This window comes from Lysinibacillus sp. NPDC059133 (genome assembly GCF_042755925.1).
GTDB lineage: Bacteria > Bacillota > Bacilli > Bacillales_A > Planococcaceae > Lysinibacillus.
Genome location: NZ_JBHZDH010000005.1, coordinates 109,898 through 123,224, shown reverse-complemented (window position 1 = coordinate 123,224; position 13,327 = coordinate 109,898). Strand labels below are relative to the sequence as shown.

17 protein-coding genes and 1 other annotated feature are annotated in these 13,327 nt (G+C 35.3%); of the genes, 5 read left to right on the top strand and 12 right to left on the bottom strand.

The genetic code is table 11. The features are described from left to right. Positions 1-270: 270 nt before the first annotated feature. From ACFXN8_RS04640 to ACFXN8_RS04630, 3 genes are all read right to left on the bottom strand, one after another. A complete protein-coding gene (locus tag ACFXN8_RS04640; protein ID WP_386843153.1) occupies positions 271-1,494 on the bottom strand; it encodes a GNAT family N-acetyltransferase in 1,224 nt (407 codons plus the stop codon). Continuing rightward, positions 1,491-2,228 (bottom strand): AAA family ATPase, encoded by a 738-nt coding sequence (locus tag ACFXN8_RS04635; protein WP_376075638.1) that lies wholly within the window; start codon positions 2,226-2,228, stop codon positions 1,491-1,493. Before ACFXN8_RS04635 ends, ACFXN8_RS04640 begins: the two co-directional genes overlap by 4 nt. A gap of 179 nt (positions 2,229-2,407) precedes the next feature. Next, complete coding sequence (locus ACFXN8_RS04630; RefSeq protein ID WP_386843151.1) at positions 2,408-3,079, bottom strand: EamA family transporter; 672 nt, start codon at positions 3,077-3,079, stop codon at positions 2,408-2,410. 236 nt (positions 3,080-3,315) lie between these two features. After that, positions 3,316-3,515: a binding site (T-box leader), on the bottom strand. A 241-nt stretch (positions 3,516-3,756) separates the two neighbouring features. On the opposite strand from ACFXN8_RS04630, the gene ACFXN8_RS04625 reads away from it, so the two are divergent. From ACFXN8_RS04625 to ACFXN8_RS04615, 3 genes are all read left to right on the top strand, one after another. Further along, positions 3,757-3,972, top strand: a complete 216-nt coding sequence (locus ACFXN8_RS04625) for a hypothetical protein (RefSeq protein ID WP_386843149.1) — start codon at positions 3,757-3,759, stop codon at positions 3,970-3,972. A 381-nt stretch (positions 3,973-4,353) separates the two neighbouring features. After that, positions 4,354-5,745 carry a class II fumarate hydratase gene (gene fumC, locus ACFXN8_RS04620; protein WP_386843147.1) on the top strand — a complete coding sequence of 464 codons (1,392 nt, stop codon included), beginning with the start codon at positions 4,354-4,356 and terminating at the stop codon, positions 5,743-5,745. Positions 5,746-6,224: 479 nt separating this feature from the next. Continuing rightward, positions 6,225-6,332: a YjcZ family sporulation protein gene (locus ACFXN8_RS04615; protein WP_323646228.1), complete on the top strand. Its 108-nt coding sequence runs from the start codon at positions 6,225-6,227 to the stop codon at positions 6,330-6,332. Between the two features lie 182 nt (positions 6,333-6,514). On the opposite strand, the gene ACFXN8_RS04610 is transcribed toward ACFXN8_RS04615, so the two are convergent. Continuing rightward, on the bottom strand, positions 6,515-6,706 hold the full coding sequence (locus ACFXN8_RS04610) for a hypothetical protein (protein WP_386843145.1): 192 nt from the start codon (positions 6,704-6,706) through the stop codon (positions 6,515-6,517). 216 nt (positions 6,707-6,922) lie between these two features. On the opposite strand from ACFXN8_RS04610, the gene ACFXN8_RS04605 reads away from it, so the two are divergent. Continuing rightward, entirely contained in the window at positions 6,923-7,516 is a 594-nt protein-coding gene (locus ACFXN8_RS04605; protein WP_386843143.1) for a YdeI/OmpD-associated family protein, read from the top strand. 158 nt (positions 7,517-7,674) lie between these two features. Here ACFXN8_RS04605 and ACFXN8_RS04600 read toward each other — a convergent pair whose 3' ends face one another. The 4 genes from ACFXN8_RS04600 to ACFXN8_RS04585 form a co-directional block, all read right to left on the bottom strand. Next, complete coding sequence (locus ACFXN8_RS04600; RefSeq protein WP_386843141.1) at positions 7,675-8,292, bottom strand: NUDIX hydrolase; 618 nt, start codon at positions 8,290-8,292, stop codon at positions 7,675-7,677. A 72-nt stretch (positions 8,293-8,364) separates the two neighbouring features. Further along, a complete protein-coding gene (locus ACFXN8_RS04595; protein WP_386843139.1) occupies positions 8,365-9,021 on the bottom strand; it encodes a GAP family protein in 657 nt (218 codons plus the stop codon). A 24-nt stretch (positions 9,022-9,045) separates the two neighbouring features. Beyond that, positions 9,046-9,786, bottom strand: a complete 741-nt coding sequence (locus ACFXN8_RS04590) for a MerR family transcriptional regulator (protein ID WP_386843137.1) — start codon at positions 9,784-9,786, stop codon at positions 9,046-9,048. A 17-nt stretch (positions 9,787-9,803) separates the two neighbouring features. Beyond that, positions 9,804-9,953 (bottom strand): hypothetical protein, encoded by a 150-nt coding sequence (locus ACFXN8_RS04585; RefSeq protein WP_194841147.1) that lies wholly within the window; start codon positions 9,951-9,953, stop codon positions 9,804-9,806. Between the two features lie 158 nt (positions 9,954-10,111). Between ACFXN8_RS04585 and ACFXN8_RS04580 the strand changes: the two genes are divergently transcribed. Beyond that, on the top strand, positions 10,112-10,777 hold the full coding sequence (locus ACFXN8_RS04580) for a DUF4097 family beta strand repeat-containing protein (RefSeq protein WP_386843135.1): 666 nt from the start codon (positions 10,112-10,114) through the stop codon (positions 10,775-10,777). Positions 10,778-11,019: 242 nt separating this feature from the next. Here ACFXN8_RS04580 and lepB read toward each other — a convergent pair whose 3' ends face one another. From lepB to ACFXN8_RS04560, 4 genes are all read right to left on the bottom strand, one after another. After that, complete coding sequence (gene lepB / locus ACFXN8_RS04575; RefSeq protein WP_386843133.1) at positions 11,020-11,598, bottom strand: signal peptidase I; 579 nt, start codon at positions 11,596-11,598, stop codon at positions 11,020-11,022. Positions 11,599-11,839: 241 nt separating this feature from the next. Beyond that, complete coding sequence (locus ACFXN8_RS04570) at positions 11,840-12,073, bottom strand: hypothetical protein (RefSeq protein WP_386843131.1); 234 nt, start codon at positions 12,071-12,073, stop codon at positions 11,840-11,842. After that, positions 12,070-12,246 carry a hypothetical protein gene (locus ACFXN8_RS04565; RefSeq protein WP_386843129.1) on the bottom strand — a complete coding sequence of 59 codons (177 nt, stop codon included), beginning with the start codon at positions 12,244-12,246 and terminating at the stop codon, positions 12,070-12,072. The genes ACFXN8_RS04570 and ACFXN8_RS04565 overlap by 4 nt, the downstream gene beginning before the upstream one ends. Before the next feature lie 215 nt (positions 12,247-12,461). Then, positions 12,462-12,785: a TetR/AcrR family transcriptional regulator gene (locus ACFXN8_RS04560; protein ID WP_386843127.1), complete on the bottom strand. Its 324-nt coding sequence runs from the start codon at positions 12,783-12,785 to the stop codon at positions 12,462-12,464. Between the last annotated feature and the right edge of the window lie 542 nt (positions 12,786-13,327).

Here is a 13,327-nt window from a genome sequence, read left to right as displayed (position 1 = left end):
AATTCCCCCTATTTATGATTTTATTTTGTTAGCTAACACTCTATAAAGGGAAATGTTGATTCGATTTAACAACCTCTTTTTTTAAAATCTCTTTATTTATGTCCATACATTTTGAAATTACATAACATTAGAAGTAGTCAAATCCCTGTAGAGCGGTTTTTTCGCTTACCCGATTAGTTTTCCCTTGTACCTGACCAATTAATTTCCCCCTGAGCCCATAAAAAAAGGAATCTGCACAGCCTCTCTCTGCACAAATTCCCCATTATTTCCTTAAAAATAATCAATAAACGTTGGAATGCCTATTGGTAGTACCGTCTCTAGTAATGCAATTTCAATGGCATTGCCTTGTAAACGTTCAATTTTTTCTAGATAGCTCGGTCGTTTATAGCCAAGTAACATCGTGGCAAGCGTTTGGACCGTTAGCTGAATAGCATTTTCAGACTGTGTCTCACTCACCATTTCGACTGCAACTTTTCCATTTTGCTTTGTAATGACAAATGTGCCATTATTCCATGCCACAATGCGATCAGTAACAGCGAGTCGAAGCTGAAAATCATTTCCGGTGAATGGATAGCGTAACAGAAATTCTTTTACATCTACAATTCGTGCCATAAAATAAGGGGATACCTTTTGAATAATTTCACTATCTTCTAGTAAAAAGGCAACGGCTTCATTGCCAGTTGTTTTACCATAGACATTATAAATCATCGAGCTATGTGCTGAGACAAAATTCCATAAGCCTTTACGCGCCTCTTCCTGCAAATAGACAATCTCGTCGATGTAGTAATTTTCCTCCATAATGCGGTAAAACATATACCCCTGTGGCAGATCATCCTCATCATAATACACTGCTGCCTGGAGGTTCACATCACTATCAATAAATTTTTCTTCCCAAAAATCTTCCTGAAACTTTTCATTCCAAGCAATGCTATTACGTACCATGACACCGTGTGTCTTCTTGGCATAGCGCGCATAAATGGTTACAACATCTTCATGTTTCGGATCGACACGGCGAATTTTACCGTTTAAGCCTTTATGGTGAGGAAGCTGCGTATCTTTGATTTGAAATTCCACAATGTCACTCATAATTTCCCAGCCCTTTTTTCGGTAATACGGGATTGAATATGGAAATAAATAGGATATGCATTGTCCTTCATTGCGCATCCGCTCCAAGCTCTCAATAATAAGGCTCTCCATCAAACCATGCCCAGAATATTCAGGATACGTTCCGACCGCAGTAATGCCTCCCATTTCATAAATCCTACCATGAACATTTACCTCAAAAGGTAGGCTTAAAATTTGAGATACAAGATGTGAACCATCAAACCAACCAATGGCATGCCCCTCATTAAATTGCTTACTTTTGGCATTCACAAAGCGACGATCCTTATGAATGGACATGGACATTTGAAAAACATAATTAAGCAAATCGATAGACTGTGCCATTTCATCTAATCGAATTTCTCGCATGACTAAGCCTTTACGTTGATTCATGATTCTCTCTCCTCATCAAATAACTCTGAAAAAATAGTTTCTGGTGCATTTAAAAAGCGCTTCGTAACAATGTAATGAATGGTATCCTCATAGCGAATAGACTCAATGTCCCCATTATCAAAACTATAGATAGTCGCATTTGGATAGCCAAGCAAAATAGGTGAATGTGTGGCGATAATAAATTGTGCCTCATGCTCCAAATCCTTCATAATTTTTAGGAGACTAAGCTGTCTAGTCGGTGACAATGCCGCTTCAGGCTCATCCAATAAATAAATGGCCTTGCCTTTAAAACGATGTATGAATAGCGATAAAAAGGACTCACCATGTGATTGATGATGTAACGATTTACCACCAAAAGCGGCATACTTTTTCTTTGGGTCCCTTTCTTCTAACAAATCAATATGACTCGCAAATTGATAAAACGTTTCCGAACGTAGGAAAAAGCCATTTGAAACCTTTGGCCACCAGGATAAACGGATGAATTCCCCGAGTGAAGACTCCGCCTTATGTACTTCATATAAATTTTGACGACCACCACCCGCTGTATTAAAATCACAGCGATCAGCTATAGCCTCCAACAAGGTTGATTTCCCAGAGCCGTTTTCCCCAACAAAGAAGGTCACATTCGTAGGAAACTCTAGCTCCTGTAAATCCTGTAAACTTGGTATATTAAAGGGATACTGGTCTTTATCCACAATATCTCCCTGTAATACCTTACATGATTTTAAATACATTTTGTTTCCTCCCTTACTACTATTATACCGCGCTTACGCTACTCTGAAACCGATCTTTTCTCTAAATACAAGCTACACACGCCCAAAATAAACAAAAGACTGATTCCTATCAAGGAAACGGGCGACCATGATAGCCTTGCATCAAACATCTGAAAGAAAAATGCGAATATTGGAACAAATCATAAACTCATCATTACGATTAAGGGCGAACAATACTGAATACCTATCTGTAATAAATACATTGGAAGCATGACACCCACTGCTGTTACTGCGATTATCCATGAAATATTTCCCGAGAAATATTTGAAAAATATGTCGAAAGTCGCGAAAAAAGATAATAAAATTATGCCATAATAACGATTCGCTAAAATCATTGAAGTCGTCCAACCAGCCTCACTTAATCTCTTAGAATATATCGTACATAGTACAGCCCCAACTCCACAGCCAACACTTGCTATTAATGCTAAGATCACGGGCCATGTTATGTCCATTTGAACAGCTGATTTCCCACTAACAACTGCCACTATTAATATAGTACAAGCGATAAATGTCCCTGTGGCAATTACCCATTGTGCTTTCGGAACTGATTCCTTGGCGAAAACGGCTAACAACAAGACAAAAAGTGGTCCAATGCCCATCTCAAGTGCACTTACAATCGCTGACTCTACATATTTTAGAGCGAAATAAAACCCCATAAAAGCTAACACGGATGCGACATTCAACTTCACTACATCATTTATATTTCCCTTCCACCGATTAGCTTGTTTCTGTTTGCGTGCAAAGAAAGAGAAATAAATAGCTGTCATGAAAAAACTAATACCCGTAAATAAAAATGTCGGTACTTCTTGCACCTACTTTGCATAGAAAACCTGGCTCATCGAAGTTAAAAGTGCTGAAAATACAAGAGCTACTAATCCTACTGTAGTTGCCTGTTTTTTTGTAATCTCCATACATTTCCCCCCTCGTATATTTTTATAAACACACACAGCCCGAGAATTTTGTCGATGAAGCAATTCATCTTTTCTGAGCGATCCGGTATTCGAGCGTTTCTCAATTTCCCAAATAAAAAAACTTCATCTCAAATAAATATAGAGACGAAGTTATCCGCGGTACCACTCTGATTAGCTAAAAAGCTCACTTTACTATAACGGTAGTTGCCGTTTATGCTTACTTTCTTCAGCATAAAAACTCCTGGACGAGTTCATAAATGGTTTGCGATGATTTCCACCAGCCATCATCTCTCTAAAGCAAACTACATTCATTACTACTTCCAATCATTGTTAATTTATTTCCGATACATCATAATTGATTTTCACTTTTTCGTCAAGCCACTAAAATGCTTCCAAAATAGGGTCTGCCGCAGTATAACAAATGTTCTATACGATAGGTTCTTATCATACATTGAGTAAAACCTTCCCCCTTCTAATGAACCTCCTGTCTCTTTTAGATTACATACGAATAGAAAAGGAAGGTAAGAAACTCAAGTTTTTTTCTAGGTTTAATAAAAAAAGTTATAAGGAGAAAAAATATGTTTGTAACTCATTTTTATGAAAACAAAACGTCCGTATTAAGCCAGCTACTAGTTAGTCTTCCTACTGTCGAAGAGAACATAAAAATTAAAGGACGTAAAGCAAAAGTTGTTCAGATTACTCAAATAGACGACCACAACTATCACGTAAGTATCATTTTTGAAAAAATACCTAAAAAACAACCATTAAAAGAAATTGGGAAGAAAAAGAGATAGCTCTTCCCTTTTTATCTGCCGACGCTATCATTTAATGGTAGCGTCTTAACTATTAAAAAGCGGGAATCGAACGCTAATAAAACTTTCATCGAAAATTGTTCTCAATGACCATAAATATTCCAAGTAAAGCATTTGACTTTTTAATTGATAACGATTATCATTATCGGTAGATTATTTCTTTACTCCGACATGCTTAGTTCAGAATCCCCCCTATTTTTTTGAAATAAGCATGTATCAAACGGATATTCTTACATCAGACTAAGAATATCCGTTTTTCAACTTCTTTGTGCAAGCACAAAGCCAAATCGGACACAATTACGCCAATGCATAATTGATGATTATTAATTGGAGAGATTTACATATATAAAGGAGCTGTTTTACATGGATTATCGTATTGAAAAAGACACTATGGGTGAAATTAAAGTACCTGCAGATAAAATTTGGGGTGCTCAAACGCAGCGCAGTAAAGAGAATTTCCAAATCGGAACAGAACATATGCCAATTGAGCTAATTCAAGCAATGGCTATTTTAAAGAAAAGTGCTGCGATCGCCAATAATAAACTAGGTAAACTTTCAGATATTAAAGCAAATGCAATTGTGCAAGCAGCTGATGAAATTTTAAATGGTCAATGGAACGATCAATTCCCTCTTGTAGTTTGGCAGACTGGTAGTGGCACACAATCAAATATGAACGTCAATGAGGTAATTGCCCACCGCGCCAACCAACTTTTACAAAATGCTGGAGAGGCTGAACGCATCCACCCAAACGATGATGTCAATAAATCGCAAAGTTCAAACGATACTTTCCCAACAGCTTTGCATATTGCAGCAGTGTTAAAAGTAGAAGATTATTTACTTCCTCGTCTACGCTTACTAAAAGCAACACTGGATGACAAAGCAGAGAAATTCAAAGATATTATTAAAATTGGTCGTACGCATTTACAAGACGCAACACCACTTACTTTAGGTCAAGAAATTAGCGGCTGGGTAGCAATGCTTGCTAAATCTGAGCATATGATTGTCCAAAATATTGAATATATGAAAGAACTAGCGATTGGTGGAACAGCAGTTGGTACGGGTATTAACGCACATCCTGAATTTGGTGAGCGTGTAGCAGCTGAAATTAGTGTACTTACTGACAAACATTTTACTTCAGCCGCAAACAAATTCCATGCACTAACAAGTCATGATGAAGCCGTTGTCGCACATGGCGCATTAAAGGCTCTTGCAGCTGACTTAATGAAAATTGCCAATGATGTTCGTTGGTTAGCGAGCGGTCCTCGTTCAGGTATCGGTGAAATTACGATTCCAGAAAACGAGCCAGGCTCATCTATTATGCCTGGTAAAGTAAATCCAACGCAAAGTGAAGCGATGACGATGGTTGTTACACAAGTCGTTGGCAATGACGCAACAATTGCCTTTGCCGCTTCCCAAGGTAATTTCGAGCTGAATGTCTTTAAGCCAGTAATTATTTATAACTTCTTACAATCCACTCGCCTACTTGCGGACACAATGAAATCATTTAATGATCATTGCGCTGTAGGAATTGAGCCAAATAAAGAAGTGCTTGATCATAATTTACAAAACTCATTAATGCTTGTAACTGCATTAAACCCTTACATCGGTTATGAAAATGCGGCAAAAATCGCGAAGAAAGCCCATAAAGAAGGTACAACTTTAAAAGAAGCAGTGATTGCTACAGGGTTACTAACGGAAGAACAGTTCGATGAATATGTGGACCCTGCGACGATGATTTATCCAAATGTAAAGTGATATTAGCGCAAGTTGAAAACACCAAGCTGACAAAACATTGATATACAGTTTTTTGATGATGAGGACCCTTTTGAACCAAGTAAGTTAACGCATATTACGGCATCGATTTGGGGCAAGATTGGGGCTATTTAATTTAATAATGGCTTGTTAAATGAAAATTGAGCTATCAAATAGGGTAATCGTTTAGATAAAAAAGTATGAGTAGGATTGGGGTTAATTCTCCAGTCCTTTTTATTTTCCCTTTCACAAAAAAACTGCCGTAGCAAGTGCTTATTATTTCTCATCTTTATTTGTATTTTGTTGGGATTCCATTTCTTCACGTTTTTGTTCTTTTTCTAAACGCCTTTTATAGATACATGGCGCTGAGGTTTTCAATACATTCCCCTGCGCAAAATCTTTTACTAAGCATCCCTAAGATAAATATCGCAGTTCCTTTTGCCAACTGTACATATAATGAATTATAGAGAGGAGGCATTATTATGTCTGAATATTACGGAAGTGGAACTGGTTCAGCATTTGCGCTAATTGTTGTTCTATTCATTCTTCTGATCATTGTCGGCGCTGCTTTCATGAATAAAGGTTATTAATACCCAATACCTCCTATAATGCTCATAACTATTGTAAGGAAATACTAATTTAACCTTACACCTTCAAATCTTTACTAAGGGTCACTATCCTCCGGGTGATCCTTTTAATTTTTCCTCTTTCTAGATTCTGCGTCTTATGCCGTCTCGGAAAAAATTCGCTCCAAGACTTCGAGACAAACCCACTATTTGCATGTTAACAAACCAATAACATTTAGATAACCATTAATTCCAAGACCTTTTGAAAATAAAATACTTCCCCTTTCCACTGTTCTTATAGAAGCAGATTCTTTTAACGGATAGTTTTTCCTTTCTGTATTTTTTGTTAGCTCAAAACGCGTGTCTTTTTCGCTTCTTTTCGTCTCAACGATTTTCATATCTGTTCCTGGGAGCTTTTCACAAATTGACGGCAATCAAATAGCAGAAGCACAATGCTTCAACAATTGCCCATTATTTGTATCTAAGAAAGAAGCACTCTTTCCACTGAAGTATGTTCGCAATTTGCGATATTAGTTCCCTATTTTTAACTAGACATGATACTAATTAATGTTTTATTATAAATCGATTAGATAATTGTAGAGGGGTGTTCCTAGATGACAAATAGTAGCATGGATCCGAAGGTTGATGAATTTTTAAATAAAGCTAAAAAGTGGCAGGAAGAATATTCGGTGTTGAGAAATATCATTCTTGACTGCGAGCTGACCGAAGAATATAAATGGATGCATCCTTGTTACACGCTTGAGAACAAAAATGTCGTGTTAATCCATGGATTTAAAGATTATTGTGCGCTTCTGTTTCACAAAGGTTCCTTGTTAAAGGATGCCAATGGGATTTTAATTCAACAAACTGAAAATGTACAGGCCGCGCGCCAAATTCGTTTCACCAATGTTCAAGAAATAGTTGGAATGGAATCCATCATAAAAGATTATATTCATGAAGCCATTGAAGTTGAAAAAGCAGGTTTAGAAGTGCCAATGAAAGAGCATAAGGAATACATTATTCCTGAAGAACTTCACAATAAATTTAATGAAATGCCTGCCTTAAAAACGGCTTTTGAAAAATTAACGCCAGGACGACAAAGAGCATATATTTTACATTTTTCTCAACCTAAACAATCCAAAACTCGCGTGTCAAGGATTGAAAAATACACGCAGCACATTCTCGATGGTAAAGGATTAAATGATTAATTTTTTATAGTTGTTTTACACTATCAATATAAAAGCCCAATTTCTTAAACATTTTAGTTAAGAAATTGGACTTTTTATCATTACATAGGAATAGTGCCGATTGTTTATCATCGTAAATTCAATCCTTCATAGCCAACGCTTCCATAAACTTATAACTATTAATCAAATATTGTATCTTTAGTAGGGTCCCTTAAAAATTCAAAAAGCATTTTGATTTGAGTATTTGTATTTCTCCCTAAAGAAAGCATAGGTAAATGATCTTCATGATGAAATTTTACTCCTTTTGTTTCCAAACCAGTTCTTGCTTGCCCGCCAATAATCTCACATTGAACAAATAATTTATAATAGTGATATGGTTGAGGAGGATGAGGGTGCTTATTCATATCCAATAAAGCAAGTAATTTCGTTGGAACTACATTGTATCCTGCTTCTTCTTTAATTTCTTTTACAATGTTTTCACTAGGCGATAAACCTATATCACAGAAACCACCGGGCAAAGACCATCTATCATCATTTTTTTCTCTTACCATTAGTATTTTATTGGTATGAAATACTACTCCTCGACCATCTACTTTAGGTGTTTGATATCCCGTTTCATTCGTAAATAAATCCTTGATTTTTTTCATTTCTAACCCAGTGTATTCTCTCATGATCTGGGCACTTAAATTTCTTAATTCTTCATAACGTTCAATATCGTAAACATCTTTTGAAAAAGTTAATCCTGCTTGGGAAATTGATTGGATCTTCTTCGCCCATTCTAACCATTTATTACTCATGACGAATACCTCCCTTTATAAAATCAACATAATGATTAACGGTGTTAATACCTGTTTCATTCAAAAAACTTATTATAGATAATCTATAGTGTAAAATATTAATATTACCCCAACTATACACATAATCCAGGATAAGGCAGAACTTGAACTGCTTGATATTTTATTCCGAAGTTTAACTAAGGAAGGATTTATCAACTTTCCAAACAATTTATACCCTAAAAATATAAGCAGAGCCGGTAGAATCATAATAATATTGTATGCTGCTATAATTAGAAGCCACTGATAAAAAGGTATATCTATTGTCGTTAATAAGCCAATAGCAGCAAAATACGGTAAAGCTGTGCCTGCCTCAATGATAAAAGTCGTAACACCAATAATAATAATGGAGAATATGCTTTGAGTTTTAGGCTTTGGAATATTACTTTTTTTATTTGCAGGGATAAAAAAGCTAGCAATAAATAATATCACCCCTACTATAAAGATGACCCAGCTAACTATTTTATTTTGAAAAATGTTAGAGAATGCTTCCATAATAAAATTCAGGCCTAACATCATGATGATACCTAATGAAAAATAGAGTAGCCCAACCGTAAGTAGATATGCGAATAATCTTGATGTTAAATTTCTATTGTCTGTTAAAACGAGAAATAAAGTAATACCAATAATCGTAGGGCTTAATGTATCTAAAAGAGCTAAGCCACCCAAATAAATTAATATATCTGTTCCCATCTTTCCCCTCCGCATTTCAAACAACTATGATTTATGTCCGAGATAATATATATATGCCTTTTCCATAAAGTTAAGGATTTCCTGATCCATTGGATATAAATTATATTTTTCGGATTCCTCAGGTGACATTCTAATGTCCCAAAGTTTATCTAAAAAAGCATCTTCGTCATTAAAGTCTTCACCTTTTTTTACATCCATTCTCTTAATGATATTTTGTATTCGTGTATGACTATAACCAAGGTGCATATGCTTTTTTAATTGCCCTACTAAAGCAATCCACTCTAAAGAGTCTGGATCGCTACTACCCATTTTTGGAAGTTTTTCTAGTGCTTCCGTGTTTTTAAAATTTAATGTATCCCGATTATTTTTTAATACTTCTTTAGAATCCTGATTATTATATAAATCCATAATTTTTTTAATCCTAAATTCTTCTCCATCAATCGCTATACCGTTTATTAGTTCCCTTAAACTAATTTCTATCTTTGAAAGACGGTCCTGTTCACTAATAACATAAGATAATTGTTTCATTAGACTATTCGACCAATCCCATTCTTCGGACTCTAACATCATTTTGATCTCACTTAATTGAAATCCTATAGTTTTTAAGAATTGTATTTGCTGAAGTTTCTTTAACTCAGTGTATGAGTATAATCGATGACCTCCTTCAGTTTTTGACACAGGTTTCAGTAGTCCGATTTTGTCATAATATCTAAAGGTTCTAACTGATACACCGCTCAGTTTTTTAAATTCGTTAATATGAAACAAGTTAATACCCTACTTTCTTATTCATTTGTATGATTAAAAAACATGGTTTTTAATACGTAACCAATTCCTAAGCCAATTAGTACCCCTGGAAAAGCATTATCAAAAAGTAAACCGACTCCTGCTCCAATAATAACGCAAGCATAAATAATAATATCGTCTTTCTTCATAATAGGATTCTCCTTTTAAGTTAGTTTAAAGTAAAAGCTCTAATAACAGTATAAAAGATGACGCAACGTCACTTTCAAGTAATTTAAACATCCTGTTGGATAAAATTTGATACTGACCTTACGTCATTTAATATAATCAAGTTTAAGGAGGGCGGAAAATGATTAAACAAACAACCATCAGTTTATTTTTATTACTAATTATGCTTGCAGGCTGTTCTACAAGGGAGGAAGAAGTCGTCGTAAACAAAAAATCCATAGAAGATATTGAGGAGATTTTGATCAATTTTGCAAGTACAGATGTTGTGTTTTCTCCAAGTGAAACAAATGAAATAGAAGCAAATTTAACGGTTAATGATGACGGACCGGGTGCAATAGTAGAGAAGTCTTCAAAACAGTTATCGATTAAATTGGATTCTGATATTACACGATTATTTAATCTTAGTAAAAAACCGACTTTGGAAGTTAAAGTACCTAAGCAATTCAAAGGGAAAATAATTCTTGATGGATCTTCTGGTAATGTTACTGGAAAGGAATTAATTCAAAATGACATTGAAATACGCTCAAGCAGCGGTCATGTTAAACTTCATTTTATAAAATTGAATAATGATGTAAAGATAACAACCACAAGTGGTAAAGTATCAGTGAATTTTGATGAAGAACAGCCTAATTTAGAATTAGATATCAACACAAACAGTGGTAGACAATCAATTGACTTAACTTTAAACGGCAATTCAAAGACAAAAAAGGGGTTACAAGGTATTTCAGGTAATGGTGATCATAAGATGCAAATCGTAACGAAGTCAGGAAATATAGATTTGAATTAATAAAGGATAGATAAATTTAAATGGCATAGCATATTAAAAATTAAATATGCTATGCCATTTCTTTCAATGAAGTGACACTTACTAAACAATCCCTGCCCTTTAGTCAATGATTGTTACCTGATATGATACCCTTTGATCGTCTGTTTTCCACTGTTGTTGATTGAACAACTGACAACAAAAAACCACTCGTTGAGGAGTGGTTATGTTTATTATCTTTATCAAGTTTATAAGCTTTCGAAACATCAGTTAAAACTGAAGTCAATATGCTTGACCGGCCAACAGATGATGCTTGTTGTACCCATTATTCTTTCTTTCGGAATAAACCCTACCTCAGGATTTCTACTATCATTACTTACGCGACGATTATCACCTAAAACAAAGTATTGCCCTTCAGGTACGGTAGTTTCACCTAAATTTTGGTCTAACGTAAAATCATAAGTGAGTGATCCAGTATCTTTTAATTCCTTCTTGAATTGCTCTAAATAAGGTTCACTGAACTTCTCTCCGTTTATGTATAATTGATCATCCTTATACTCGATTTTATCCCCTGGTAGACCAATGATACGTTTTATATAATTTGTTTCTTCATTCATTTTAATTACAACAACGTCAAATCGATCAATCGCCTTAAATTTCGGACCGATTTTGTTAATAATAACACGATCGTGGTCTTCCAGTGTCGGCATCATAGAAGCACCTTTTACGAGTACTGGCGTAAATAAAAACTGTTTGATGACAAACGCCACCAATAAAGCGAATACAATCGCCTTTATCCATTCGACTAACTCATTCTTTTGTTTTCCCTGAATATTTTCTTCCAAAATTTCACCTCCTACTATTTCTCTTATTTAATACGTTTATAAATGGAAAAAGTTTCAATTTCCTATTCATATAATTAAATATTTATTCTCAAACAAACGTCAAGAAATCATTTTATGCGGTTGATACTATTCCATTAATATGCTAGCAGAAACGATTAAACGACCTGAGCCTTTAAAATTTCGGGCTCAAGCCGCTTCATACATTTTTCTTATTCCCCTTGACCTAGCACAGTTCAGCATTCTAAATTTTTCTTATTTCATTTGTTGTTGCAATAGAACTCAAAATACCTATTGTCCCGAGAACTAACAACGATTTCGATGGACCAATAATTCCTAATGTTAATCCTCCTACTCCTACGACAGTTGTAAAATACCTATTATATTTCAGTTTTGATTTTGTTACTTTTGGCGTTTTCACATTTACTCCTACCCTCTTATTTACCTTACTCAAAGCAATATCTAATTGTTTAATCATTTTAGTTTACCTCCGTTAGCTTCATCAAAAAAAATTTTATCATTTTCTCTTAGACTTTCAATTTTTTCTTTAGGTAGCTTTTTTAAAAACAAATGATAATCTGGATTGTTGAAATTATATAATGTAGGATGCTTTACATACTCTTCAAAAAGCCAGTTCATAGCTTTTATCAATTATGCCTCGGCATAATTGCGTCCGGAATCGGCTTTGTGCATGCACAAAGAACTCCTTACCGATTCCGTGACATCCGCCGGAGGCTTTGGGCCAACGTGATGTTGGTCACTCAGTCGTTGCCACAGGACGTGACGTTCTTAGACTGAGTTCCTCTATTTCAGCTGGTGTTTGGATACCGTTGAAAAGTAGCTTAGATCCGCATTCATCTCACCACCTATAGAGGGTGAGACTTCTGCTGAAAGAAGTTAAACCCTTCAATACCTGAGTTAGTCTGTATCATAGAGTGCCATTGTTCTTTCAATTGATTTTGAATCATTGACAGTACTTCTAGAAAGAGCTCTTCTTTTGTTTTATAAAGCCTGTAAAAAAATTCGATTGATATGCCAACTTCATTAGTAAGTGTATCGATGCTAGTTAATTTGTATCCTTTCGTTTTCCAACTCTGAGCACAACTTTCACGTAACTTTTGTTTAAGTAATGGAATATCTTCCTCAGTAAAATTTTTAGCCATTAGATCGGTTCCTCTAATTAGTATCATTTAGATCAGCCCCTTTCATTTCGTACTTTAATTGTACGAATCGATTGTCTCTTTTTTCTTACTCATTCCTTACAAGTTTATTAATTTTACAAAACGATAGTTGAGCCAAATGAAAAAGTAGAAAGGGTTTAATCAAGCTAAAAAAAGCCCTCCACATAAGATTGTGGAAGGCAATAGAAATATTTTTAGTCGAAACTTGTCCTTCTAAATATTTAAAGGGAGACAAGCTTGCCTCCCACTTCATCAAAATTTAATATAGGGCGCTTTATCAAAACCCCCGCCTCGTGCCAATACTTCTACCGCCGTCATTTTCCCAACGATCAATGTCCCAAACAACATCTTCCACGCCGTCATGTATTTCTCCGCTAGGAAGGGTACCCGTTCTAACTATAGAAATAATACATCATCCTTTTCTTTTCAATTTCGCCTTGGCGTAATTGAGTCCGGATTTTGAATTGTGCCAGCACAAAACAAAAACAAAATCCGGGCTCTTAAAACCAAAACCGAGACCCCGAGACCCAATTCGAGAGGGTTAGACTGCG